Raw genomic sequence first — 23,433 nt, 5'->3', positions numbered from 1 at the left:
TTCCTGTGGTCATAGCTCACTGAAAACGCAATAATGCTGGCGGACTTCACGGAAGGTCTGCTAGCATCGTTTTCCCTTGTGAGCTCAGAAATGATTCGCCGTTCAATACTCGCTTCGCTTGCCGTCGCGTTCGTTTCGCTTCTCCTTTTCCCCATCCCCTGCTTTGCTGAAGGCCCCGGGCAACACGACTTTGACGAGGCCCTACGCACTCGCATCACCGGCGAGGGGATGCGTGACCTTAACGGCGTGATCGAGCTCTTGCAGTCGGCCCTCGATAAAGGGCTCGACATGGAGAATACCGAATTCGCTGAGACGATGCTCTCTAGTGCTCAGTACGAACGAGCCACCGTCCTGGTGAAATTACTCGGCTCCGGCAGAGTCAATCCGCAGCAAAGCAGACAGTTGGCTCGCATGGCTATCTCCGACCTGCGGACCGTGCTGGCGTACGACGATCCTCCCAAAGAAGCTCGCCTGATGTTGGGCAAGTTGTTGGCCAACCCTGGCGGCGATCCGGCAGAAGCGCGACGTCTCCTTGATAAGTTTCTCAAGAGCGCTGAGATCGACGAACCGACCACCGAACAAGTCGACAGTTCCGAAGGCGGCAATCTGCCGGAAGAACCGGAAGTGATTACCGATTCGATGAAGGCCGAGGCGCTGGCTCTTCGCGGCAGCTTGCAACGCGATCCCGGCAAAGCGATGGCAGACTTCGATGCCGCGGTGAAGCTCGACCCCGATAATCTCAATTTCGGCGTCGCGCGAGCAACATTTCTGCGCACGCAGAAACGCTATCAAGAATCACTCGACGCAGTTGAGCAACTCCTTGAGGAACACAAGGAAAACATTCCACTCCAGATCTTCCAAGGAGAAGTCCTGCGGCGGCTCGACAAGAATGAGGAGGCGCTGGCCGTTTTTGACGCGATCGACGAACAGAAGTCCGACTTGGCTTTGGTCTATCAAAATCGCGGCGAAATCTACCGTCAGATGAACGACCTTGACGAAGCACTCCGACAATACTCGAAGGTCATCGAGTTGCAGCCGAATTCGCTATTCACGCTGATCCAACGTGCGGAAATCTATTTCTCGCAAGGCAAATCTGACGAAGCGATGGCCGACGTTGATGCGGTACTCGAGAAAAGCCCCAACCAAACGACAGCTTTCCGACTCAAGGCGGAGATCCTCGCAAACAACCGTCAGGTTGACGAAGCCATCGACATCATCCAGCAAGCCATCGCCGCCTCGCCGAATCAGCCCGAACTGAAAATGCAGCTTGCCAACTACTTCTACCTCAGCGCGAAGCCCAAGCAGGCCATCGAAGCCTACACGGAAGTGCTCCAGGCTTTCCCTGAAAACTATCTGGCGCTCCGCAGTCGCGGCGACGCACACCTCAACCTCGGCGACCACGCTTCGGCCGTTGTCGACTTCCAAAAGGCCTATGAGCTAAGGCAGGATGATTCGTTCCTCTTAAACAATTACGCCTGGCTGCTCGCGACTTCCCCTGACGAGGAGGTCCGCAACGGCAAGCTCGCCATCGAACTTGCCACCAAAGCATGTGAAATCGAAGAGTACAAAGCCGGGCACATCCTCAGCACCCTCGCTGCCGCGTACGCGGAAACAGGCGACTTCGAAAAAGCCAAGGAGTGGTCGAACAAAGCGATCGAAGTCGGCAAGCCCGAGCAACTTGAGGAACTGAAGAAAGAACTCGAAAAGTACAAGCAAAACCAACCGATGCGCGAACGACAGACGGTTGAGCAGTTGAAGGAACAACTCGAAGAGGCCGCGAAAACGATTGAAACTGAGCCTGTGGAATCGACCGATGCCGCAGTGGCTGAATAAGTTTTTGGCCACGGATATCACGGATGACACGGATCGTTCAGGAATCAGGTAGTGAGCAGATCGCATTCGAGATCCTAACCCGAAGCGTAAGCGAGAGAAATCGCCAACACGCATTCCCCCTCGCTTACGCTTCGGGTTAGGATTCCCCTCTCTTCGTCAGCCCAAATCCGTGTCATCCGTGTCCCGACTCGTCGGGATGGCCAACTACCAAGACTCTCCTCTCAAAACGACTAGCCCTTATGCGCTTAGCTCTCCACTGGCAGATTCTTATCGCCATGATTCTTGGCACCATCATCGGTGTCGTACTCAACGCAGGGGCCAGTTCTTACGAACTTGAGAAACCGGTTGAACTCAAGAATGCGAAGATTTGGTCCGCGGATTCACCGGACCGCATCTTGCTGGCGATTGATGATGGCAAGTCGCCTCGGCGGATCGTTGTCGGCGAGAAAACAGAAGAGAAGCTCGATTGGCCGAATCCGCCGCTGGTGGACGCAGCCCCCCGGCCAAAGTTCTTCCCGACACTGGCGGAGCTCAAGAAGCAGGACCCAACAGCTTTCAAAGCCTTTCACCAAAATGGCCGCAGCACCGCCCGCTGGTGCGGCGATACGGCCAAGCTGATCGGCGACCTTTTCTTACGTATGTTGAAGATGGTCTCCGTGCCTTTGATCATCGCCTCGTTACTCTCAGGAGTCACGGGACTCGGCCAAGCCGAACGGCTCGGGAAAATGTTTGGTCGGACGCTGTTATATTACGTTTCAACCAGTTTGCTGGCGATCATGACCGGCCTGCTCATGGTGAACCTCATCCGGCCAGGAGTTGGCGGAGCTGAGAAACCTGAAGCAGAACCTGTGGTAGCTGAGGCGCACGAAGCCCAACCCTTAGGAGAAGTCCTTTACGAGCAACTTCTCAACATGATCCCCACCAACCCGTTCGCCTCAGCCGCAAATGGGGACTTTCTTTCGATCATCGCCTTTACGATCTTCTTCGGCGTTTGCACGATCCTCGTCGGCGGGACCGCAGCCGAGCGGATTCGCGAACTGGTCGAAGCCGTTTTTGCGGTGATGATGAAGCTCACGACGATCATCATTGCCCTCGCGCCCATCGGCGTGTTCTTCCTCATGCTTGCCGTCACTGCAACGCAAGGGATCGGCATCTTCGGCACGCTCGGCTGGTACATGTTGGCGGTCGCGATGGCGCTTGGCGTCCACGCCCTGATCACGCTACCACTGATCGTGCGGTTCATTGCTCAACGTAGCCCCTGGGCCTACGCCCAAGCGATGAGTCCCGCGCTGCTCACGGCATTCAGCTCCGCCAGCAGCAACGGCACCTTGCCGCTAACGCTGACTTGCGTAGAAGAACGCGCGAAAGTCAGCAACCGCGTCGGCTCATTCGTGCTGCCGCTTGGGGCAACCGTCAACATGGACGGCACGGCACTCTACGAAGTGGTTGCCGTGCTGTTCATCGCCCAGTTTAACGGACTCGATTTGGGCCTTGCCGACCAAATGATCGTCGCCTTCACGGCACTCTTGGCGAGCATCGGTGCCGCAGGAATCCCGCACGCGGGGCTGGTGATGATGGCCATTATCCTGCAAGCCGTCGGCCTGCCGACTGAAGATCAAGCCCTCATCATCGCTGTCGACCGTGTCCTCGACATGGGCCGCACGGCCGTGAACGTCTGGAGCGACTCCTGCGGCTGTGCGGTGATCGCACGGTTTGAAGCGGAGGGAGAAGAGACGCCAAAAGTCCCGGTCGAGGGTGAGTTGAACATATAACTACCACTTGTGGCTTAGGCCTTACAGCAACGGCTAAGCCGCAAGAGATTAGTTGCCTAGCATCTTCGCAATCTTCCGCCCCGTCACACTGAGGGGCAACTCAGCAAGCTCGCTGGCACTCACCCAGCGCACGGGCTTTTCTTTTGTGGAGCGCACCCTGCCACCGTTGCAATCCGCCTCGAAGCAATCCAGCGTAATCCGAAATCGCGTCACGCCATGTTTGAGGGTCTTCAGCAGTTGAGCGTTTCCAATCGTGATGCCGGTTTGCTGACTCACCTTTCTTGCTAACTCGTTCTGAACAAAAAGCGGCCCCTCGCTTTCCACTTCAAACCGGGGAAAGTCCCACAAACCGGCCCAGCGTTCCCCTTCGGCACACTGCCTTAGAAGAAACTTGCTGTTCTTTCGCACGACAACTGCTGCTTCGCGTACTTCCGCGAATTTCAGCTTCTTCTTCGCACCAGAAATCTTCTCTTGAAGTCCCAGACGATTGGTTTCGCATAGCGTATTGACCGGACACTCCTCGCACAACGGAGAAGCCGGTTTGCAGACCAGCGAGCCCAACTCCATCAATGCCTGATTGAAACGAGCGACATTCTTTCGCGGAAGAACTTCCTCAGCGGTCGACCACAGCCGGCGCTGCCCGGCAGACTTGGTCGGGTCATCTCGGTAAGCAATCAGCCGCGCGAATAATCGAATCGTGTTCGCTTCGAGGATCGGTGCCGGCTTGTCATGCGCAATTGAAACAATTGCCCCTGCGGTGTAGCGTCCGATGCCCGGTAGCTTCATCAGAGTGGGGACATCCTCAGGAAACGCCCCTTTATATTCTTCAACAACAACCTTCGCCGCCGCGTGTAATCCCCGAGCGCGACGATAATAGCCGAGCCCCTCCCACAGCTTTAAGACTTCTTGTTCCTCCGCAGCGGCTAAGCGGTGAACCGTGGGGAAAGCCGTCATGAAGCGTTGGAAATAGGCTTTGACGGTCTCCACCTGGGTCTGCTGCAGCATCACCTCACTGACCCACACGCGATAAGGATCGCTCGACTTCCGCCAAGGAAGATCTCGCTCATGCTTTGCGTACCAAGCGAGCAGCTTTCGACGAAAAGTCTGTTTCCACTTGGAATCTAACTTGGTCACGACAAAGGAACTCTTGCAAAGGCGCCAAAGCACAAAGACTAAAAACTCACTTCGCGCCTTAGCGCCTTTGCGAGAACTCACCCTTCCTTGAGTGCCGCTACCAACTCATTAAGTGCCTTCTTGCCGTCGCCGAACAACATCAGGCAGTTATCAGCAGCAAAGAGCGGATTGGGTATGCCAGCGAAACCAGGGCTCAAGCTCCGTTTGATGACCACCACGGTTCGGGCCTCGATCACATCAAGAATCGGCATCCCGGCGATCGGGCTGGTGGGGTCGGTGTTGGCGACGGGGTTCACGACGTCGTTGGCGCCGATGACGATTGCCACGTCGCACTGAGCGAAGGTTGGGTTGATCTCATCCATTTCCTTGAGCTGCTCGTACGGCACGTCCGCCTCAGCGAGCAGCACGTTCATGTGCCCCGGCATCCGACCTGCCACCGGGTGGATGGCGTACTCGACCGTGACGCCCTCGGCTTCCAGTAAGTTCGCCAAATCACGCACCGTGTGCTGAGCTTGTGCCACGGCCAAGCCGTACCCGGGGACAATCACCACCCGCTGCACACCATCAAGCAGCATGGCAAGCTCTTCGGGTGACGTACTCTTGATCTTGCCTTCGTACACGCTGTCGGCGGACGGGCCGTCGGCTGCCGGTTCGAACTTTGCGAACAACACGTTTGTCAGCGAGCGATTCATCGCCTTGCACATAATGCTGGTAAGAATCAGCCCCGATGCCCCCACTAGCGAGCCAGCGATGATCAACACGTTGTTCGAGATCACAAAACCGGCAGCAGCCGCGGCCAGGCCGGAGTAACTGTTCAACAGCGCAATTACCACCGGCATGTCGGCACCGCCGATGGGTAACGTAAGCAAAGCCCCGAGTACCAAAGCCAGAATCACGAGCGGGAAATATTCCCAACCGGTGTTGTCGACCATTTCCAGGACAAAAAACAAACCCACCAGCAGTAGCAAGCCACAAACCGCTTGCAGCCCACCGAAGGTCCAAGGCTTTTTGAACTGGGGCAGCTCCTGAAGCTTCCCCGCGGCAACCAGCGAGCCGCTGAACGTGACCGCCCCAATCAGTCCCGCCAGTCCGGCCGCCAGCCCAGCAACCGTTCCGTCGACATCGGCAGCCGGACCTTTCAAGACTTCCGCCCCAGCGACGAACACCGAGGCGATCCCGCCGAACGCATTGAACAACGCCACCAACTGCGGCATCTGCGTCATCTCGACCTTCTTGGCAAGCCACATCCCCCCCGCACCACCAACAGCGATGCCGGCAAGTACCGTCGGTAGCGAAACCCCTTGCTGCACAACCGTCACCAGCACGGCAACAAACATTCCGACGGCGCCGAGCAAATTCCCACGGACCGCGGTCCGCGGGTGCGTCATGCCTTTGATGCCGAGGATGAACAACACCGCGGCAACGAGATATCCGATCTGCGCGAAGTTCTCCGTTACTGCAGCATCAACACCTTCAGTCACGGTCAGATCACCGTTCTTCAAGGTAACGGTCGTGGTCTCGGCGAGTAGGAGTAGGTTTTCAAGCACGGTTGGCTTTCTTCGTATTGGTGCGGCTATGACGCAAGCGGTATTATTTCTTCTTGAACATTTCCAACATGCGATGCGTGACTAGAAAACCGCCTACGACGTTCAGCGTGGCGAACACAATCGCCAGGAACCCGAGTAACGATCCCAACGTACTCCCGCCTGCGAGGATCGCCCCGACGAGCGTAATGCCGCTGATGGCGTTCGAACCGCTCATCAAGGGCGTGTGCAAGGTCGGCGGGACCTTCGTGATGATCTCAAAGCCGATAAAGATGGCGAGGACGAAGATCGTAAGGGCGGTGATTATGGTCATGGGGGGATTCGCGTTTTCAGTACTTGTCATTCCGACGGGAGGCTCGCCGACCGAGGAATCTGCCTTGAAGTAAGTGTTAAGTTAACAAGAGCACAAACCAGATTCCTCGGTCGCTGTCGCTCGGTCGGAATGACACATAAGCTAATCACTTCTCCGCCAAATGCTCCGCTGGCGGCTCCGTGGCTGGTTTCGTTAGCGGTTCCATCCCCAACATTTCCCGTAGCCGATCGTTCTGCACAGTGCCATCCTTCGTGGCGAGGGTGTCGCGGATCACCTCGTCACTCAGATCGATGTCGACTTCTCCCTCCTTGATCAACAGTCCGAGCAGAGTCGCCACGTTCTTGGCGAACATCTGGCTCGCGTGTTGAGGTGCTTCGCTGGGTAGGTTCGTCGGGCCGCAGAGGGTGACGTCGTGCTTCGTGACCGTCTGATCCGCCTCGGTCAGTTCACAGTTGCCGCCACGTTCAGCCGCCAAATCGACGATCACCGACCCCGGTGCCATCCGCTCAACCGCGTCGGCAGTGATCAACAGCGGTGAGGGCCGTCCAGGGATGGCTGCTGTTGTGATCACGACGTCACTCTCAGCGGCAATGTCGGCCAGTTGCTTGCGTTGTTCAACGAGCTGTTCTTCGGTCAACTGCTTAGCATAGCCACCCTTGTCTTCGGTATCGCCCGTATTGAGGTCAAGCTCGACAAACTTCGCCCCCAGCGACTCGATCTGCTCCTTCACGACCGGTCGTACATCATACGCTTGCACGACCGCTCCTAATCGCTTGGCCGAAGCGATCGCCTGCAAGCCCGCCACGCCCGCACCCAAGACAAACACTTTCGCGGGGGTGAGCGTCCCCGCGGCAGTCATCAGCATCGGAAACAACTTCGGCAAATGATTGGCCGCCAAGATCACCGCTTTGTAGCCGGCGATGGTCGCCATGGAGGAGAGCACATCCATGCTCTGGGCACGCGTGATGCGTGGAATGAGTTCCAACGCGAAAAGGCTGACGTGCTTCTCGGCGAGTTCCTTCACGGCTTCCGGGGCACCCAAGGGATCTGCCGTGCCGATAATGACTTGATTTCGCTGGAGCGAATCCAGATCGTCACGCCCCGCCTCTTGATTTGCGCCCAAAGTCCGGACTTGCAGCAAGACATCGGCTTTTTCGATGAGCGACCGGCGATCGTCCCAGACTTCCGCACTTTTTTCTCGATACATCTCATCAGTAAAGCCAGCCGCCTCGCCGGCTCCGGCTTCGACGAGAACCTCCACCGGTTGCATGTCATTACCGAGCTTCTTCACTTGAGCAACGACGCTGGGCACCAACGCAACGCGGCGTTCGCCAGGAAAGGTTTCGCGGAGGACGGCAATCTTCATAGGGGGCTCGCAGAGGGCAACTCAGGCTGTGTCCACCTGTGAGATTGTGCCACAAATCCTCTCGCACAAACACCCCTGGCCCGAGCACTGTCATACTAGAATTGGCTCGCATGGCTGCTTGCAGCTTAGCCGTTACGCCCCGCGCGAGACGTAGCTCGCGGGCTAGGGAATTAAGCAAGTCAGAGCACTCATTCCTCTAGCAGAAACGAATCGTCGGCCACAATCGTCTGCGGCGCGTCCCCTTCGTAGCCACGGAGCGACTCGCGAGGATTCGCCGCGACGACACCGACGACGCCGATCTGATCACCCGTGGTAAAGCGGAGCCGCGGCATCAGTACAGGAACGGCGAGTTGCTCGTCCTGCCAACGGATCTCGACCAAATACTCCGTCAGCGCACCAACGGCTCGCACGTCGATGATGGTGCCCACAAAGGCAATCCCCGAGCTGGGACGTTTGGTGTATTCTGTCCAGCGGGCGGCGATTTGCGAGACTTCATCACGTTCGTACTTGTCACTGATCGCACGTCGGAGCAATTGCTTCCCTTCGGCCAGTTCGATCACGAAGTCCGAATCATCCCCAACTTGCCCGCCTGAGCCTGACGCCCCTGCTAGCGCAACGCATTCCGCCAACTTGGCGAACGACTTATAGGCACCACCTTTACGTGCAATCGAATTGGCGTCGGAGAGATTCCCAGTCAGCAAGTCGGGTAGCGCCGCGCGTGCTTCCGCCACGGCTTCAGCAAGCGCAGCGGTAGAAACAGCACGTGGGCTCACCAACAGGGCGCTAAGTTGCCCCGCTTTGAGCAATTCAGAGGCTTGCGCATCATCGTCTTGCCCTGCGGCTGGAGTAACGGCACTCGCAGGGGCTACTTCGCTGTCAACGGGAAGTTCAGTAGGCCTGTCGTCACGGTCCTGCTGCAAAGGAGACGCCCCTGCAAGGTATTTATCGGCAGACTGCGTACCTGGTTGATCGGCAGGCTCTTCGGGTACTGATTTTTCACGCGCGGCGACCATCTCGGTCTGACTACGCATCGAAGCGGGCAGCATAGCCTGAGGAGCCCAGCGTCCCATCTGCAAAAGGTCGGCTCTCGGTCCGGCGATCCAAAGCAAGCTGTAGGCCAAACCTAAGCAGCCAAGCAGGCCACCAGCAGCAACCTTCGCCAAAGGCTTCAAGCTGCGTTGCCTTTCGGCTGAATCAATCCTCAGATCGAGCGGTTCGTCCTGGTATGTTTTATAGGAATGGCGACTGATCGAATCGGTCGCTTTCTCTGTGACGATTGCATCCCGAGATTCATAAGAAGAACTGGCAGGCTCCTCTGTGTCGCGACTACTTGTTGTCTGCTCCAGACTACGCACTGTGTGCTCTAGCGAGTGATCGAACTCAACCGCTTTGTAGGCTTCCGCCTCTGAAACCGCTGGAGTCTCTGCAACTTTGTCTGCCTCGCTAGGAAGACTCAAACGGCTCTGGAATAGCGAGGCTGGCTCAACCGTACCCGCTTCTTCTTGCTCGGTATCGGATGCATCAGCTATCCCGGCAGTCTCAGCTCCCGCTGGCTCGACAGTCTTGGGCTCGACATGCTCTGGCTCAATAGTCTGCTCTTCAACAGGCTTGCGAAACTCGGCGAGCATCTCTTCGAGAGAACGCTTTGGAGATTCAGCCTGTGGTTCTTCTCTCGCAGCGGAATCGGTCGCGTCAGGGATTTGTTCCCAGTCATGCTGAACGAACTGCTCCTCGGTTTCCTCTTCGGCCTCCGACTTCTCGATCAGGCTGCTCAGCGTCGGCTTCTTCATCTTCTCGGTTAGCTTTGCGAGCGTTTCGCCCGCCTGCTTCGTCGCTTCATCACTCTCCTTCTCTTCAATACTCTTGCCGGCCTGTGGACTCAACTCGGCACGAAGTTGCTCCCACTGGTCTAACGACTCTTCTGAATGGCCAATTGCTCCGTCCGCGACGCTTGCCGGTTTCGCCGCACCGTCTGGCTCAACATTAACCGTCATCTTCCGCTCATCCTCAGGGCCAGAAAGAATCACCTCCGCCTCAGGCAGCGCCTGCACGGGCGCTTCGCTCACAGCAAACTCCGCTCCACAAACGGGGCAACGCACTGTGCTCTCGGCAAAAGCACCGAAGGGGATCTGCAAAGTAGAAGTACAGCGGGGACAGGCAGCAATCGACGACATCGCAACGCGACTCCAAAGTTCAGTATTGGCCCTACAAATGAGCCCTCAGTCTACCAATCCAGCAGCCGCTTGTCGGCTTAGCCGTGGCAATCTCCCACAAATCCTGCACTGCTAGCAAGATCACCTTGCTAGACTTTGCGGACTGGGGATTCTCGCACAAGGTTACAACTGATACAGCTCCCCATACTTCTTGCGAAGCTGAGCCAGCAACGGCTCGTGCGACAACGGCTTTCCTGTCACGTGCTCCACAAGCTGCGACGGCGAATACCGTTGCCCTGCTCTGTGGATGTGCTTCCTCAACCAATCGAGCAGCTCGGTAAACTCCCCCTTGGCGAAAGCTGTTTGCAAGTCGCCGAGATCCTCCTCAGCTTTCGCAAAAAACTGCCCGGCGTAAAGATTGCCCAAAGAGTAAGTCGGGAAGTATCCCACGAGCCCCGCACTCCAATGCACATCTTGCATGACGCCTTCAGCATTGTTCGGCGGCTTGATGCCCAGATACTCTTCGTACTTGGCGTTCCAAGCCTCTGGCAAGTCCTTGATTGTCAGCTTCTCTTCCAGCAAAGCCTGCTCCAACTCGAACCGCACAAAGATGTGAAGGTTGTAAGTCACCTCATCAGCATCAACGCGAATCAACGAAGGTCGCACCACGTTCAGTGCGGCATAGAACTCTTCGACGTTACTTCCCTTGAGGACCTCTGAAAAATGCTGCTGGGTCACAGGAAAAAAGTGCTGCCAGAAACCACGGCTGAACGCCACTTGGTTCTCCCACATCCGCGACTGCGATTCGTGAATTCCAAGCGAAACCGACGAGCCCGTCGGCAAACCGTGTTGCTCGCTGACGAGTCCCTGCTCATAAAGTGCGTGCCCGACTTCATGAATCGTGCTGAACAGCGCGTTCTCAAAGTTGTCGATGCTATAACGGGTGCAAATCCGCACATCGCCAGCCCCCGGCGTGCAGCAAAACGGATGAACGGTCGTATCCAATCGGCCCGCGTTGAAGTCGTAGCCGATTTTCTCAGCGACATGTCGACCGAGCTTCTCTTGCTGCGAAATGTCGAAGTCCTGCTCGAGAACTTTTCGATCCGGCTGATGGTCGCTGCCGACGATTTCCTGGACTAGCGGGACGATCGCTTCCCTCAGGTCACCCAGCACCTTCGCGACATTCGCCGTCGACTCGCCCGGTTCGTAGTCATCAAGCAACGGATCGTAGGGCGTCTCCTCGAAACCAAGTGCTGCCGCTTCTTGCCGCTTCAGGTCAAAGGTCTTCTCCAACATCGGCGCGAACGCGTCAAAGTCATTCTCTTTGCGAGCTTCCGCCCATGTCTGTTGACTAAGTACGCTAGTCCGGGAGAGCTCCTCGACCAACTTCTGTGGCAGCTTGGTTTTCTTTTCGTAGTCTTTAGCAATCTGGCGAATGTTGGTGCCAAAATCACTGTGCGGATCAGCCGCCAAAGGGCTATCGACAAGCTCAGCCAGCCACTCGCCCAACTGAGGATCCGTCCGCCGCCCGTGCAACATTCCCGCCACCAGTGCGACTTGCTCCGCCCGATAGGGACCAGCCGCGGGAGGCATCTTCGTGCATTCGTCCCACTGCAACAGCTCCTCGACACCTGAGAGCATTGCCGTCTGCTGAACGTGTTCGCAGAGCTTGGCGTAAGTTTTCTGTAATTTCTGAGCGTTGGCACTCATGGATTTCTCTCTGTAAGTATCTTCACGTTATGCGTTGACTTTGAAGTGAAGCTAAGCGAAATTGCCAGCAGTGGCAACGGCTCCCCCGTTTCTATTTCCACTGGCTCAAGAGGCCCCCATGTTCACGGCGACCCCAGTTAACACGAAGGAAGTCAAACGGCGTGAACTTGACTACGCTTCCCTCGACGAAGTCCTCGCCGAGGCAGAACAAGCCGCTGCTCAAAATGCCTCAACCCAAGGCAACTGGTCGCTGGCGATGATCTTTGATCACTTGGCGAAAACGATCGATTGCTCGCTCGACGGTTTCGGCTTCAAGGCTCCGTTCTTCTTTCGAATCGCCGGACCATTGATGAGAAAAATGTTTCTCGGCAAGCCGATGCCCGCTGGGTTTCAGCTTTCCAAAGAAGCTGCAGCCGTTATCGGCCCATCGGAAACTGAAACCTCGGCAGCACTCGATCACTTACGCACCTCGATTCGTCGTTTCCAGTCTTCGTCCGAGGTGGCACATCATCCATTCTTTGGCAAAATGACTTATGACGAGTACGACTTGCTCCACCGCCGCCATGCGGGCCTACACATGAGCTTTATCAATCTTTAAGGGCTATCAGCTGATAGCCGACTGCAAATAGCCAACCATGCTCGATCTACTTGTCATCGCCCCACACCCCGACGATGCCGAACTTGGCATGGGGGGTGCCATTCTGAAGTTCAAAGCCGAGGGAAAACGCGTCGGTGTCCTTGACCTTACCACCGGCGAGCCGACACCGCATGGCTCTTTGGAACTTCGTGCGGCAGAAACCGCCAAAGCGACTGGGATCCTCGGGCTCGACTGGCGCGAAAATCTAGGACTCCCGAATCGCAGCTTACAAGCGACCTTGGAAGCTCGTGAGAAGCTCGCCAGCGTCATCCGTGAGCAACGGCCGCGCTGGTTATTCGCCCCCTACTGGGTCGATGCCCACCCCGATCACGTTGCCGCGACGCAGCTCGTGGATGATGCCCGCTTCTGGGCAAAGCTCAGCAAGACTGACATGCCGGGCGAACCCTTTCATCCGGAGCGCATCTACAACTATTATTGTGTCCATCTTAAGATGAACCCGCAGCCCGCCTTCATCCTCGATATCAGCGACGTTTGGGAGCAGAAGCTCGCCGCGATTGCTGCTTACGAGAGCCAGTTCATCACGGGCCGTCCCACGAATCCCTCATTCCTTGATCGACTACGCGACGAAGCGGCCTACTGGGGAAAGTCGATCGGTGTCGACTACGGCGAGCCCTTCACGAGCCGCGAGCCGATTGGCTTACAATCGATGAGCGAACTTGTTTAGAAGTTCATATGATTGTCTAGTCCGCGAGCTACGATGTCGCATCCTTCACAGCTTTCCCTCGAAGCGTTGCTTGCCGACTGCACCACACAACGCACTCGTGGCTCGGGCCCTGGCGGTCAGCATCGCAATAAGGTCGAGACGGCCATCGTCATCACCCATACTCCAACAGGCATTCGCGGGGAAGCTTCTGAGCGGCGTAGCCAAGAGCAGAATCGCGCGATGGCAATCTTCCGGCTGCGTTTGAAACTGGCGGTGGAGGTCCGGCACACGGCAAACGAATCTCCATCAACGCTCTGGCAAAGCCGTTGCCGAGCCGGAAAAGTTTCCGTCAATGATCAGCACAATGATTACCCCGCTTTGCTGGCTGAGGCACTCGATCAGTTGGTCGAGTTCGCGTGGCAGCCTTCAGACGCTGCCGATAGGCTCGGGGTTTCGAGCTCGCAGCTCATCAAGCTTTGCAAGCAACATCCACCGGCATTCAGGTTGGTGAATCAGCAACGCGAAGCGTTGGGGTTGAAAACGTTAAGTTAGTTTTTGTTTCGAATATCGAGCTACGCCGAAGGCGTTACACCCCACAGCCCAGGGTTGGCGGGCAGCGAGCCCCAGCGAGTGTGGGCGTACCCTGGGTAGACTAACGCCACCGACAGCGCGACCGAGCAATGCGGCTTGACTACAGGCGGCACGTAAACGAGGTCGCAACAGCCCGAAGCCATCCATGCCGATTTCGACCTCGGTACCGTCAATCCGGCAAACAGAACTTGCTCCTCGGTCGATTGATGCCGATCTCTCTCAACCCAGGGTACGATCACACTCGCTGTCGCTCGTGATGATCGAACCCTGGGCTGTAGGATGAAACCCCTTCGGGGTACACTATTAGTTCATTGATTCAACTTCGCTCCGGAACGAGAACCCCAGCATGTACGCTGTCTTATTCGACATTGATGGAACGCTCATCCTTACCGGAGGCTCCGGGCAAGGGGCTTTCAACAAAACTTTTGCTGAAGATTTCGGCGTTGAGGAGATGTCACGCGAAGTTCCTTTCGCAGGCCGGAGCGATCGGGCGATCACGCTCGACCTGATGCAACATGCGGGAATCGATCCCTCCGAAGAGAACTGGCAGAAGTTCAAAGCCGGCTATTTGAGCCGCCTACCGACGACACTCCACGAACTCGACGGGCGCGTGCTTCCGGGTGTTCGCGAACTGCTCGATCGCCTGGCAGAGATTCCCGACGTGGTGATCGGCTTGCTCACCGGCAACATGCAAGCAGGAGCCCGCGCGAAACTCATACACTACGAACTCTGGGACCGCTTTGCCTTCGGAGGCTACGGCGACACAGCCACCAACCGCGACGACATCGCCGCCGCAGCCGTCGTTGAGGCTAAACGGCACATTGGCGAACAACCTCTTTGTGGCACCATGGTCATCGGCGACACCGTGCACGACATCACCTGCGGCAAATCCGTCGATGCCTTTACCGTTGCACTACCGACAGGCCACACCACGGCAGAGGAACTCCAAGCCGCTGAGCCTCATGTGTTGCTAAACGATCTCACCGAAGCCGAACCGCTATTGCAAGCAATCACCGCAGCCCTCAATGAGTATCGCGCCACAGCGTAATTACAAGAACTCTTGTCAAACGAGCCCGACAATACGGAAGCACCAAAGAATCTCCGTAAATGGAGCTTCTTCCAGCGCCACGGACTACTGCTGGTGGCGATCTCGCCCGTGATCGCCAACCTGATCGGTAGCGCGTTCAACATCTGGTACAACACGCAGCAGATTCGTCCCGAGCTCTCAGCCGCGCAGATCGAACGCTTCGATGGCTGTTGGAAAGTCTTTAACCTGATCGTCTATCCGTTGGCCGTCGCAAGTTGGGCAGCGCCGATTTTCTGGTTGCGCTCGATACACAAAAAGCTGATCACGGGGAAGCCAACCGATCACGAGCAACTGGTTCAAGCCCAACGGACGGTCGTGAATTTGCCCTGGTGGATTCTTACCGTCGCGGCGATGAGTTGGCTCATATGCATTCCCATCTTTCCGCTGGCGCTGGCCAGTCTGGAGGAACCGCTCACGCGAACCGTGGTGTGGCACTTAGTCATCTCGTTTCTGACCGCGGGAATGATTGCGGTGACGCAAAGTTTTTTTGCCGTGGAAATGGTCAGCATGCGAACGCTGTACCCCGTGTTCTTTCGCCGGGAGAATCCAGCGGATGTGCCGGGTGCCGCTCCGATGTCAATGACCACACGCGGCTGGATGTGGGCCCTTTCGGCGGTCGTCAGCCCGATCATCATCCTCATCTTGCTGCAAGTGATCCCGCAGGCAACCAGCGAAGCGCCGCTCTACCCGGTCGCCGTGGGAGTCGTCTCGATCATCTTCGGAATGGCAACCGCGTGGATGATGAAGGACCTGATGAACAGGCCGCTTCAGCAACTCGAAAAAGCTGCCCGACGTATAACCGGCGGCGATCTCGACACTCGCATCCACCTTCGCCGTGCTGATGAGTTCGGCACGGTGATCGCCAGTTTTAATGACATGGTCGCAGGCTTGCGCGAGCGGGAACGCATCCAGCAGACCTTCGGTCGTCACGTGGGCCAAGCCGCTGCGGAGCAGATCCTCGCCCAAGGGGATGGCCTCACCGGCACGGAGCAAGTGATCTCGGTGATGTTCGTCGACGTCCGCAACTTTACGGACCACTCGTCACGCCATTCGCCTGAGGAAGTCGTCGAGGCGTTGAACCTCTTCTTCACGATAGCCGTGGAAACGGTCGAGTCGCACGGTGGCATGGTCAACAAGTTCCTCGGGGACGGGTTCATGGCGCTGTTCGGGATCGGCAACCCCGATGAGGAAGACGCCAGTGGCGCTAACCAAGCCTTCCAAGCCGGGTGCGCGTTGATTGATTGCGTCGAATCGGCCTGCGACGAGCTGGCCGCCGCGGGTTGGCCCGGCTTGGCCATCGGAGTCGGCATCAACACCGGCACGGCCGTCGTGGGGAGTATCGGTTCCCCCGCCCGCCAGGAGTACACCGCGATCGGCGACACGGTGAACGTCGCCGCTCGGGTGGAATCACTCACCAAACAAGTCGGCAGACCGCTGCTGGTGACCGCTGCAACTCGCAAGGAATTGCCAGAAGACTTGCCCTTAGAAGAACTTCCGCCGCAAAATGTCAAAGGCAAAGGCGAAGCAATTTGCGTGTATGCTTTAGATAAGAACAGTAAGCAAATTTGAATACACTGAGCATGAAGCCCATATGGAATCCACTATGTCATTTCGACGTAAGGGAAAACTAGAATACATTCGTACGAAAGAGTGGGAAGACTATGTTCTCAAAAACCGTGAAAAGTTTGACTCTTTGTGCTTACCTAGCTGTATCACGGAATGTGAGGATGCTTTTTGGGACTTTTTCGACTTAGGATACTACCCATATTTCCAGCATCACGAACGCATTCCTACTATCGCAGTCGCCGACCTTGAAATATCGAGTCGTCGACTCTTGCTAGAAATCATCAAAGATCGTATCGAAAAATATGAGCCTGGTCGTTATTTCACAAGCGTCGACCCAAGGTACTTGGAGGGCAAACGTATAGCTCTAGGAATCAACGTACCGGCACCCTAGGCGAAAACGCACTACTGAAACGGAGCCCAGCGCGTCGAATTAGTAGCAGGCTTCTTCTCCGGCTTTGCCTCGCGCAAGGGATTCACAACCGTCGAAGGCCGTTCCTTCGCCGGCTTGCCTGGCGACCAACGCGCGACTCTCCGATCCTTGGTCGAAGCATAGTTAGCAGGTCTTGCTGGCATGCTGGCAGCCGTGGAGTTCCGCCATTGAGAGCTGTCCTTGTCTTCAGCTTTCGCGGGCTCAACGGCAATTGCCTGTTGAACACTCGCATCAGAAGTTCGCTTGAGCTGGGCCACTTCAAAAAGCTGGTTATCCTGCTCAGCAAACTCATCCTGGGCATCGCGATCGTCAACGAGCATCAATTCCTGCTCAACCTCGGCCAGCGTCGCCAAGGTATTTTCGACGAAGGGCATCTTCGTAAGGAGCTTTCGCCCATCATCTGTGACGAGTCGAATCCATAGCTCTAAGGGCTGCTGAGGAAGCTGACCGCGCGTGATCGGCAGCTCCAGATGCAAGCCGTCGCCCATCGCCGTCGATTGCCAAGCGGCAGCCGCTTCGTCGGGCGTGAAATCCCAGCGTTCGACACGCTTTTGCTTTCCACCGGCCGTAAGAACCATCGCGGACAGATCGCCGACCGCATCGACCGGTTCGTTCATCTCGGTAAGCGCTTCGACCACCACGAGCAGTCCGCTTCCTGGCTCCTCAGAGCCTCGCAACAAGCGTCGTACTTTCAACTGCTCAGCATCAAATCTTTCGGGAGCTTCTTCCTGGGTAACAACGTATTTACCTTCAGCTTCTACCGTGTTATTCGGCCTCGGCGGTTCAGCTTCCGCAAAGTTCGCCGGGTCGGGAATGACTAAGCCTCGATTCCTACGAGGCTCTGTCGCACTTGTGGGTTCAATTTCCAACTCAGGAATATCGAGTTCTTCTGGAATAATCGATTCGGGCTCCGGCGTTGAAGGGGCTGGCGTGGGAATCTCTTCCTCAACGGAGTCAGCCGGCGTCGGCACTTCCTCCTCATCAATATCGATAGGCGTGTCGTCGGCCAGTTCCGGCTCAGCCATTGGCGGCTTCTTCGATTTCGAAGAAGTTGGCGCTGGCGTCACGGCACCTTCGCTGATGATGGTTTCGCCAGAACTAACGGTCCCATGCTCAACGGAACTGTGGAACGGAGCAGGCTGTGAGCAACGGCAATCGCGTAGTTTGTCTGAGTACTCCAAGAGGTAATCTTCCAATTCCCAGATGTAGTCGTTCAGCTGACGATTCTCGCGTTCGAGAACATCAACCTGGGCGTTATCCACGCTACGGCAACCGCCGGTGACGCTCGCCACCAAGGCTACGAGGAACATTAAGCAAAGAGCTTCTGGCTGTTTCATCATGCTATTTCTCACGCACTGGGTACCCCGAGCGCAAACTCTGGGCGTTTAAGCATCGGGAGAAATAGAAAAAGCCCCGGATCGCGTCAATTGCGATCCGGGGCTTCGTGGGTGTATCAAACTGCTAGCAGCCGCTTGTCGGCTTAGCCGCAAACGGAGGTCAGCCTTCCATGTGTTCGACGACCTTGTCGATGATGCGGTACTCGAGCGCTTCCTCAGCGGACATGAAGTGGTCGCGATCGGTGTCCTTCTCGATCTGTTCCATCGATTGGCCGGTATGCTCAATCAGGATGCGGTTGAGCTTATCCTTGGTCTTCTTGTACTCGGTCGCGTGGATCATGATGTCCTCAGCGGTGCCCTGCATGCCGGCCGAAGGTTGGTGGATCATGATCCGCGAGTTCGGCAACGCGTGACGCTTCCCCGGTGCCCCTGCTGCTAGCAACACGGCCCCCATCGAAGCCGCCTGTCCGAGGCAATAGGTCGCCACATCGCAGGTCACAAACTGCATCGTGTCGTAAATCGCCATGCCCGCAGTGACGCTGCCGCCGGGCGAATTGATATAGAGGTGAATGTCTGCTTTCGGGTCGTCCGACTGCAGGAACAACATCTGGGCGACCATGCTGTTAGCGATGTCATCGTTCACGCCCGAACCCATCAGGATGATACGATCCTTCAAGAGCCGGCTGTAAATGTCCATCGCCCGCTCTTCGCGGCCGGACTTTTCAATAACGTAGGGAATCAGGTTCATAACCGTGGCAATCCGTTGAATCTCTATGTGAGTTGAAGCGCCGAGCAAACTCGGCAGCTAAAGATTAATCTTCGTCTTCGTCGTCACTACCGGGCGGCTTGATGAGGATGTCGTCAACAAGACCAAAGTCGACCGCCTCTTGGGCCGTCAGATAATGATCGCGATCACAGGCGGCTTGAATCTCGTCGGCGGTTTTTCCCGTGTGACCGGCGAGGATCTCGTTCAGTGTTTGACGCGTCTTGATAATCTCGTTGGCTTGAATCTCGATGTCGGAAACCTGTCCGCCAACGCCACCGTGAGGTTGGTGAATCATCACCTTGGAGTGCTTCAAGGCATAGCGTTTGCCTTTTTCTCCACCGGCAAGTAGCACAGAGCCACCACTCGCTGCCAAGCCCACACAGTAGGTCGAAACCGGCGGTGAGATCATCTGCATCGTATCGTAGATGGCCAGCGTTGCTGTGACGCTGCCACCCGGCGAGTTGATGTAGAAGTGAATATCCTTCCGGCGATTCTCGCTCTGCAGGTAGAGCAGCTTCATCACCAGTTCATTGGCGTTGCCATCGTAAATCTCTCCCTGGAGAAAGATCACGCGGTTTTCGAGCAGCAAATCGCCGAGCGTCATTTGACGCTGCCGCTGATAGGCACTAGCCGCGGCTGCAAGCTGTGGGTCGCGCTGGGCCAATACCGCGAGCGGGTCGAGTTGGTTCATCGAGAATGTCCTTTTCAGTATCCGTTTCCTTCGCCCAAGTAGACTTTCCCACTTGGTCGACTGACTTCTGTTGATTTAGAAGGGCTAGCCCTCAGCAGCTTCCTCTTCGTCGGCTTCCGTGGCATCGGGAATGTTCGCTTCACCCGCTCCACCACCGGCAGCCATGTAGATCGCCTCGGTATCGTCTTTGGCCGGTTCGAATGGTTCGTCCTTAAACTTGGCTTCGGCTTGAACTTTTTCGAGCACCTTCCGCTCGATGATCTGGTTCTGCAGAACGTCCATCAGGCCACGTTTTTCGATCTGAGCACGTACGCGACGTGGCGAGTCGCCGCTCTGCATGGCCATCAGGAAGATTTCCTTATCGAAATCGCCCTGTTCCGCCTCAATGTTTTCTTCTTCAGCAATACGTTCCAGAATGAAGTGTTCCTTGAGTGCCCGAGCGGTCGATTGCGCACTGTTCTGGCGAAGCATGTTCTCGCGAGCCCGGATTTCCGCTTCGCTGAACCCAGCACGGCGAAGTTCCATCGTGGCACGTTCGACTTCACGGACCGATTGACGCTTGAGCAGTCCTGGTGGCAACTCCCAATCCGCTTGCTTGGTCAGTTCGGCGGTGATTTGCTCACGTGATTTCTGCTGCTGCTCATACTCAAGCTGACGCTCAAGGTTCGCCTTGATCGCCTCGATGAACTTCTCTTCCGACTCAAAGTTGCCGATCTCTGCCAAGAAGTCTTCCGACAGTTCTGGCAGCTTGATTTTCTTGACCTCAAGCACTTTGAATTCGACATCCACTTCCTTGCCGCGAAGCTCTTCGTTGGGCGCGTCGGCAGTCAGCGTAACTTTTGCGGTCTTCTTGTCGCCCTCTTTCGCACCCTCCATCAACTTCGCGAAGCCCTCAAGACGGGCATCTTGGAAGCTGAGGTTATCGAGTACGCGGACCACACGATCCTCGACCTTCGAGACTTGCTCGCCTTCATGAGTAACCGTGATATCGAGCGTGACGTGATCGCCTTCACTGGCCGGGCCATCGTGCGGGGCAAGCTTGCCGTAGCGGGCAAGCATCTGAACTTTCTGCCGCTCGACATCTTCGTCGGTGAAGTCGCGCGTTGGGCGAACGATCTTCAGGCCCTTCCACTTCGGCATGTCGAATTCGGGGCGGACCTCGATATCAAACTCAAAGGTCATCGGCCCTTCATCGGGAACCTCAACCGCGTCGAGATTCAGTTCCGGCTCACTGATCGCCGTGAACTCTTGCTCTTCGCTGATCTGACCAAGGCTATCCATCAACAGCGAGCCCTTGATTTGATCGCCCACTTCGCTCTTGAAGCGGCTCTCAACCAACTTCCGCGGAGCCCGCCCGATCCGGAAGCCCGGCACCGAGGCGGTTGCCATCATCTCGCCGTAGGCATCGTCGAGGTAGCGATCGATGTCCTCACGCGAAATGGTCACGGTCACATGCCGTTCGCAGGCACTGGGGCTGGTCACCTCGACTTCTAGATTGAGCTTTTCGGGAGCTTCTTCGACGGCGACATCGTCTTCTAGTAATTCTTCACTCATGGCTTTTGCTCGGTTGAACTCGGCTAAATTGACTCGACGGTACGGTAGGCTTCGCTTTCATTCGCCTGAAAACGAAGGGTCCAGAAAGTGCAAGAGCCCAGCATCCTCTGATATGAGAAAGCATGGGCCGACAGCACCAAATGCGTATTTTTCGCTTCTCGGACTTCCACTAAGAGCGGGTGATGGGGATCGAACCCACGACAATCACGTTGGCAACGTGATGCTCTACCACTGAGCTACACCCGCGACTGCTTCGCCCACTGTAGCCGGATGAACTCCAGTGGTTCCCGAATTATAAGTCGCCTAGGGGTCCACGCAAGGGGGAAGTGAGCTAGGCGAAGGGGCGAGCCGCGGTCGTCCTCAGAGGTATCGCAAAGTGGGAGCGTCTCAAATTTGGTTAGGTTTGCGACCACGGTGCTCCCTCTCCCCCAGGTTGCTAGACCGTCTAGGATTGAACCTTTCTAAGTGCGTTGTGGACAGCAACCTGGGGGAGAGGGCCGGGGTGAGGGGGTGCGCCGGGTACCCGCTTCAGCCCCCTCACCCTGCCCTCTCCCCCACAATTTCGCATCAACGCGTTTGAGAGTGGATAGATTATAAAGTGCGAAATCGTGGGGGAGAGGGTACTCGCTGCCAGCGTTCGTCTTTTTAGCTAATGCTGCACGGCTAAGACTCAACAAGTAAGCCCACTCACTGCCCGCGGTGCAAGCACACGCGGCGAAACCCTGATAAACTGCAATCTCTGACTCCAGACCTTCGTCGATTTAGCCCCATGCTGCTCTTCAAGAAGAAATTCCTGCCCGCGATTCGCTCAGGCGAAAAGACGCAGACCATCCGGCTCTGGAAGCATCGCATGATGCGATCAGGCCAACGTAGCTACATCCCGGGAATCGGACCGATCCGTATCGACACGGTAGGCCAAGTCCGCCTGGAAGAACTCACCGACGCCGACGCAGTGCCTGACGGTTTCAAAACGGCAGAAGCTCTCCGCGAAGAATTGCAAACGATCTACGGCGAGAAGCTAGCCGCAGGCTACCAAGCGTTCCGCGTGACGTTCCACAAGGTGAATGAGCCAGATCCCACATAAGGAACCTATCCCTAACTGCCCCCTGCCGACTAGAAAAGAAACATCTCAGTCATCGCTTGGGCTACCTGCTCGGGGCTTGCCAATACTCGCGAAAGACTAACCACGACCAAGCCCGTCGCCGCTAGGAACAGTCCCAACGCTCGTGGGTTGGGCGTTACTGGCAAATCATCAAGGTGATTGTGCAGCTCTGCTGAGAGCAGACGCCACCCTTCGAGATTCTGCTTCGCGCCGCTGGAGACAATCGAGACGTGTCGCATTGCGTCGAAGCTCTCAAGATGCGCCTGCACGCCGAGTGTCGGCAAGGCGAGATTATCGCCCGCCCAACGTGCTTGGTCATCAACCTTCCGAGCTGCTTCAGAAAGCACCGGGCGGATCTCATCCATGCTGGCGTTGTAAATCACCATCCGCGGTCGCGTTAGCAGCACGGCCAGCCAAACCCAGAGCCAATAGAACAGCAGCAGGAACAGCCAGACATAGCGTCCGAATTCAATCCGCGTTGCTTCGGGACGGAATAACTCGATCGGACCAATCAGCACCAACCCCGACAAGGCCGCCCCCAAGGCCGCTAGGTCGCAGCCACCCGTGGTCATGAAAGGCCGTCGCCGCGCGTTGATCAACCCGATCAGCAAACAGTAAACCGCCAGCGGAAGCAAAGCGATAGCGAGGCGTAAGGGGTCAGGAAGCATGGAAAAGTCCAAAGAGCGGATTGCGAAACTCTATTCTAACGCAACGCATGGCAATCGCTAGCATCCACATATAGCCGCTGAGCTTGCTCCGCGCTAGGCTTCTACGCGGAGCAAGCTCAGCGGCGAAACTGGCTTCCCGCGTAGGTCACTGCTCTTCGCTGTCGGCCAGATGCTCTTTGAGCGCCTCCGCCAGGTCACTCATCCGCTGCTCGTGCTCTTGTTGCCGATTTGCCATCACGTCGGCGAAAGCCAGCCACAAGATCAGACCGGTCGCGACGACCAAACAAGCAGCATAAATCGTAAAGGGCCAGGGGCGTCGCGGAATCTGCTCGAACAGCGTAACGGCCAGTCCAACCACGCCGATCAGGGCGCTCGCTTGGCTGCGTCGATTGAGTTGCCGCGACTCAAACTCCCCACGCGTCGCCTCCGCCTCGCGCCATGCTTGCCAGTGCAAAGCCAGAAGCCCGGCGGAGAGTGCGATCAATGCGTAGCCGAAGAGGATCATTTCTTGGAGT

General features: G+C 56.7%; 21 protein-coding genes and 1 tRNA gene. 8 read left to right on the top strand and 14 right to left on the bottom strand.

Annotated features, from left to right (window positions below):
- Positions 1–90: 90 nt before the first annotated feature.
- Complete coding sequence (locus RIB44_00950) at positions 91–1,833, top strand: tetratricopeptide repeat protein (GenBank protein ID MEQ8615141.1); 1,743 nt, start codon at positions 91–93, stop codon at positions 1,831–1,833.
- Between the two features lie 239 nt (positions 1,834–2,072).
- Positions 2,073–3,605 carry a dicarboxylate/amino acid:cation symporter gene (locus tag RIB44_00945; protein ID MEQ8615140.1) on the top strand — a complete coding sequence of 511 codons (1,533 nt, stop codon included), beginning with the start codon at positions 2,073–2,075 and terminating at the stop codon, positions 3,603–3,605.
- Between the two features lie 48 nt (positions 3,606–3,653).
- Here RIB44_00945 and mutY read toward each other — a convergent pair whose 3' ends face one another.
- From mutY to RIB44_00915, 6 genes are all read right to left on the bottom strand, one after another.
- On the bottom strand, positions 3,654–4,739 hold the full coding sequence (mutY, locus tag RIB44_00940) for an A/G-specific adenine glycosylase (GenBank protein ID MEQ8615139.1): 1,086 nt from the start codon (positions 4,737–4,739) through the stop codon (positions 3,654–3,656).
- Positions 4,740–4,816: 77 nt separating this feature from the next.
- Positions 4,817–6,286 (bottom strand): NAD(P)(+) transhydrogenase (Re/Si-specific) subunit beta, encoded by a 1,470-nt coding sequence (locus RIB44_00935; protein ID MEQ8615138.1) that lies wholly within the window; start codon positions 6,284–6,286, stop codon positions 4,817–4,819.
- Between the two features lie 43 nt (positions 6,287–6,329).
- Positions 6,330–6,596, bottom strand: coding sequence for an NAD(P) transhydrogenase subunit alpha (locus RIB44_00930; GenBank protein ID MEQ8615137.1), 267 nt, complete (start codon positions 6,594–6,596; stop codon positions 6,330–6,332).
- Positions 6,597–6,741: 145 nt separating this feature from the next.
- Complete coding sequence (locus RIB44_00925) at positions 6,742–7,962, bottom strand: Re/Si-specific NAD(P)(+) transhydrogenase subunit alpha (protein MEQ8615136.1); 1,221 nt, start codon at positions 7,960–7,962, stop codon at positions 6,742–6,744.
- Between the two features lie 188 nt (positions 7,963–8,150).
- Positions 8,151–10,061 (bottom strand): hypothetical protein, encoded by a 1,911-nt coding sequence (locus RIB44_00920; protein ID MEQ8615135.1) that lies wholly within the window; start codon positions 10,059–10,061, stop codon positions 8,151–8,153.
- Positions 10,062–10,298: 237 nt separating this feature from the next.
- The gene (locus tag RIB44_00915) at positions 10,299–11,825 is read right to left on the bottom strand and encodes a carboxypeptidase M32 (protein MEQ8615134.1); all 1,527 of its coding nucleotides are present in this window, start codon (positions 11,823–11,825) and stop codon (positions 10,299–10,301) included.
- A gap of 118 nt (positions 11,826–11,943) precedes the next feature.
- Between RIB44_00915 and RIB44_00910 the strand changes: the two genes are divergently transcribed.
- The 3 genes from RIB44_00910 to RIB44_00900 are packed head-to-tail and all read left to right on the top strand — an operon-like array spanning position 11,944 to position 13,678.
- Positions 11,944–12,423, top strand: a complete 480-nt coding sequence (locus tag RIB44_00910; GenBank protein MEQ8615133.1) for a DUF1569 domain-containing protein — start codon at positions 11,944–11,946, stop codon at positions 12,421–12,423.
- A 37-nt stretch (positions 12,424–12,460) separates the two neighbouring features.
- Positions 12,461–13,147: a bacillithiol biosynthesis deacetylase BshB1 gene (bshB1, locus tag RIB44_00905; protein ID MEQ8615132.1), complete on the top strand. Its 687-nt coding sequence runs from the start codon at positions 12,461–12,463 to the stop codon at positions 13,145–13,147.
- Between the two features lie 33 nt (positions 13,148–13,180).
- Positions 13,181–13,678: a peptide chain release factor-like protein gene (locus RIB44_00900; protein MEQ8615131.1), complete on the top strand. Its 498-nt coding sequence runs from the start codon at positions 13,181–13,183 to the stop codon at positions 13,676–13,678.
- A gap of 20 nt (positions 13,679–13,698) precedes the next feature.
- On the opposite strand, the gene RIB44_00895 is transcribed toward RIB44_00900, so the two are convergent.
- The gene (locus RIB44_00895) at positions 13,699–13,956 is read right to left on the bottom strand and encodes a hypothetical protein (protein ID MEQ8615130.1); all 258 of its coding nucleotides are present in this window, start codon (positions 13,954–13,956) and stop codon (positions 13,699–13,701) included.
- Positions 13,957–14,063: 107 nt separating this feature from the next.
- On the opposite strand from RIB44_00895, the gene RIB44_00890 reads away from it, so the two are divergent.
- On the top strand, positions 14,064–14,765 hold the full coding sequence (locus RIB44_00890; protein ID MEQ8615129.1) for a haloacid dehalogenase-like hydrolase: 702 nt from the start codon (positions 14,064–14,066) through the stop codon (positions 14,763–14,765).
- Positions 14,766–14,777: 12 nt separating this feature from the next.
- A complete protein-coding gene (locus RIB44_00885; GenBank protein ID MEQ8615128.1) occupies positions 14,778–16,373 on the top strand; it encodes an adenylate/guanylate cyclase domain-containing protein in 1,596 nt (531 codons plus the stop codon).
- A 399-nt stretch (positions 16,374–16,772) separates the two neighbouring features.
- Here RIB44_00885 and RIB44_00880 read toward each other — a convergent pair whose 3' ends face one another.
- From RIB44_00880 to RIB44_00860, 5 genes are all read right to left on the bottom strand, one after another.
- Positions 16,773–18,137: a hypothetical protein gene (locus tag RIB44_00880; protein ID MEQ8615127.1), complete on the bottom strand. Its 1,365-nt coding sequence runs from the start codon at positions 18,135–18,137 to the stop codon at positions 16,773–16,775.
- 160 nt (positions 18,138–18,297) lie between these two features.
- Positions 18,298–18,885: an ATP-dependent Clp protease proteolytic subunit gene (locus RIB44_00875; protein MEQ8615126.1), complete on the bottom strand. Its 588-nt coding sequence runs from the start codon at positions 18,883–18,885 to the stop codon at positions 18,298–18,300.
- 64 nt (positions 18,886–18,949) lie between these two features.
- Entirely contained in the window at positions 18,950–19,594 is a 645-nt protein-coding gene (locus tag RIB44_00870; protein ID MEQ8615125.1) for an ATP-dependent Clp protease proteolytic subunit, read from the bottom strand.
- 84 nt (positions 19,595–19,678) lie between these two features.
- A complete protein-coding gene (gene tig / locus RIB44_00865) occupies positions 19,679–21,148 on the bottom strand; it encodes a trigger factor (GenBank protein ID MEQ8615124.1) in 1,470 nt (489 codons plus the stop codon).
- 174 nt (positions 21,149–21,322) lie between these two features.
- Positions 21,323–21,394: transfer RNA gene (locus tag RIB44_00860), tRNA-Gly, on the bottom strand.
- Positions 21,395–21,917: 523 nt separating this feature from the next.
- Between RIB44_00860 and RIB44_00855 the strand changes: the two genes are divergently transcribed.
- Positions 21,918–22,232, top strand: coding sequence for an ASCH domain-containing protein (locus RIB44_00855; protein ID MEQ8615123.1), 315 nt, complete (start codon positions 21,918–21,920; stop codon positions 22,230–22,232).
- A gap of 29 nt (positions 22,233–22,261) precedes the next feature.
- Here the strand turns inward: RIB44_00855 and RIB44_00850 are convergent, their stop codons facing one another.
- Together RIB44_00850 and RIB44_00845 are read right to left on the bottom strand one after the other, a co-directional pair.
- Positions 22,262–22,918, bottom strand: a complete 657-nt coding sequence (locus RIB44_00850) for a hypothetical protein (protein MEQ8615122.1) — start codon at positions 22,916–22,918, stop codon at positions 22,262–22,264.
- 145 nt (positions 22,919–23,063) lie between these two features.
- The gene (locus RIB44_00845) at positions 23,064–23,423 is read right to left on the bottom strand and encodes a hypothetical protein (GenBank protein MEQ8615121.1); all 360 of its coding nucleotides are present in this window, start codon (positions 23,421–23,423) and stop codon (positions 23,064–23,066) included.
- Positions 23,424–23,433: the final 10 nt, after the last annotated feature.

This window comes from Lacipirellulaceae bacterium, assembly GCA_040218535.1.
Lineage (GTDB): Bacteria > Planctomycetota > Planctomycetia > Pirellulales > Lacipirellulaceae > Adhaeretor.
Note: the sequence above shows the minus strand (reverse complement) of the source record. Positions and strands in the feature narration are given on the sequence as shown.

Bases quoted from the DNA above. Each gene is read 5' to 3' on its own strand.
- RIB44_00950 (MEQ8615141.1), top strand. From the start codon at position 91: ATGATTCGCCGTTCAATACTCGCTTCGCTTGCCGTCGCGTTCGTTTCG.
- RIB44_00945 (MEQ8615140.1), top strand. From the start codon at position 2,073: ATGCGCTTAGCTCTCCACTGGCAGATTCTTATCGCCATGATTCTTGGC.
- RIB44_00930 (MEQ8615137.1), bottom strand. From the start codon at position 6,596: ATGACCATAATCACCGCCCTTACGATCTTCGTCCTCGCCATCTTTATC.
- RIB44_00925 (MEQ8615136.1), bottom strand. From the start codon at position 7,962: ATGAAGATTGCCGTCCTCCGCGAAACCTTTCCTGGCGAACGCCGCGTT.
- RIB44_00915 (MEQ8615134.1), bottom strand. From the start codon at position 11,825: ATGAGTGCCAACGCTCAGAAATTACAGAAAACTTACGCCAAGCTCTGC.
- RIB44_00910 (MEQ8615133.1), top strand. From the start codon at position 11,944: ATGTTCACGGCGACCCCAGTTAACACGAAGGAAGTCAAACGGCGTGAA.
- bshB1 (MEQ8615132.1), top strand. From the start codon at position 12,461: ATGCTCGATCTACTTGTCATCGCCCCACACCCCGACGATGCCGAACTT.
- RIB44_00900 (MEQ8615131.1), top strand. From the start codon at position 13,181: ATGTCGCATCCTTCACAGCTTTCCCTCGAAGCGTTGCTTGCCGACTGC.
- RIB44_00890 (MEQ8615129.1), top strand. From the start codon at position 14,064: ATGTACGCTGTCTTATTCGACATTGATGGAACGCTCATCCTTACCGGA.
- RIB44_00880 (MEQ8615127.1), bottom strand. From the start codon at position 18,137: ATGAAACAGCCAGAAGCTCTTTGCTTAATGTTCCTCGTAGCCTTGGTG.
- RIB44_00875 (MEQ8615126.1), bottom strand. From the start codon at position 18,885: ATGAACCTGATTCCCTACGTTATTGAAAAGTCCGGCCGCGAAGAGCGG.
- RIB44_00870 (MEQ8615125.1), bottom strand. From the start codon at position 19,594: ATGAACCAACTCGACCCGCTCGCGGTATTGGCCCAGCGCGACCCACAG.
- tig (MEQ8615124.1), bottom strand. From the start codon at position 21,148: ATGAGTGAAGAATTACTAGAAGACGATGTCGCCGTCGAAGAAGCTCCC.
- RIB44_00855 (MEQ8615123.1), top strand. From the start codon at position 21,918: ATGCTGCTCTTCAAGAAGAAATTCCTGCCCGCGATTCGCTCAGGCGAA.
- RIB44_00850 (MEQ8615122.1), bottom strand. From the start codon at position 22,918: ATGCTTCCTGACCCCTTACGCCTCGCTATCGCTTTGCTTCCGCTGGCG.
- RIB44_00845 (MEQ8615121.1), bottom strand. From the start codon at position 23,423: ATGATCCTCTTCGGCTACGCATTGATCGCACTCTCCGCCGGGCTTCTG.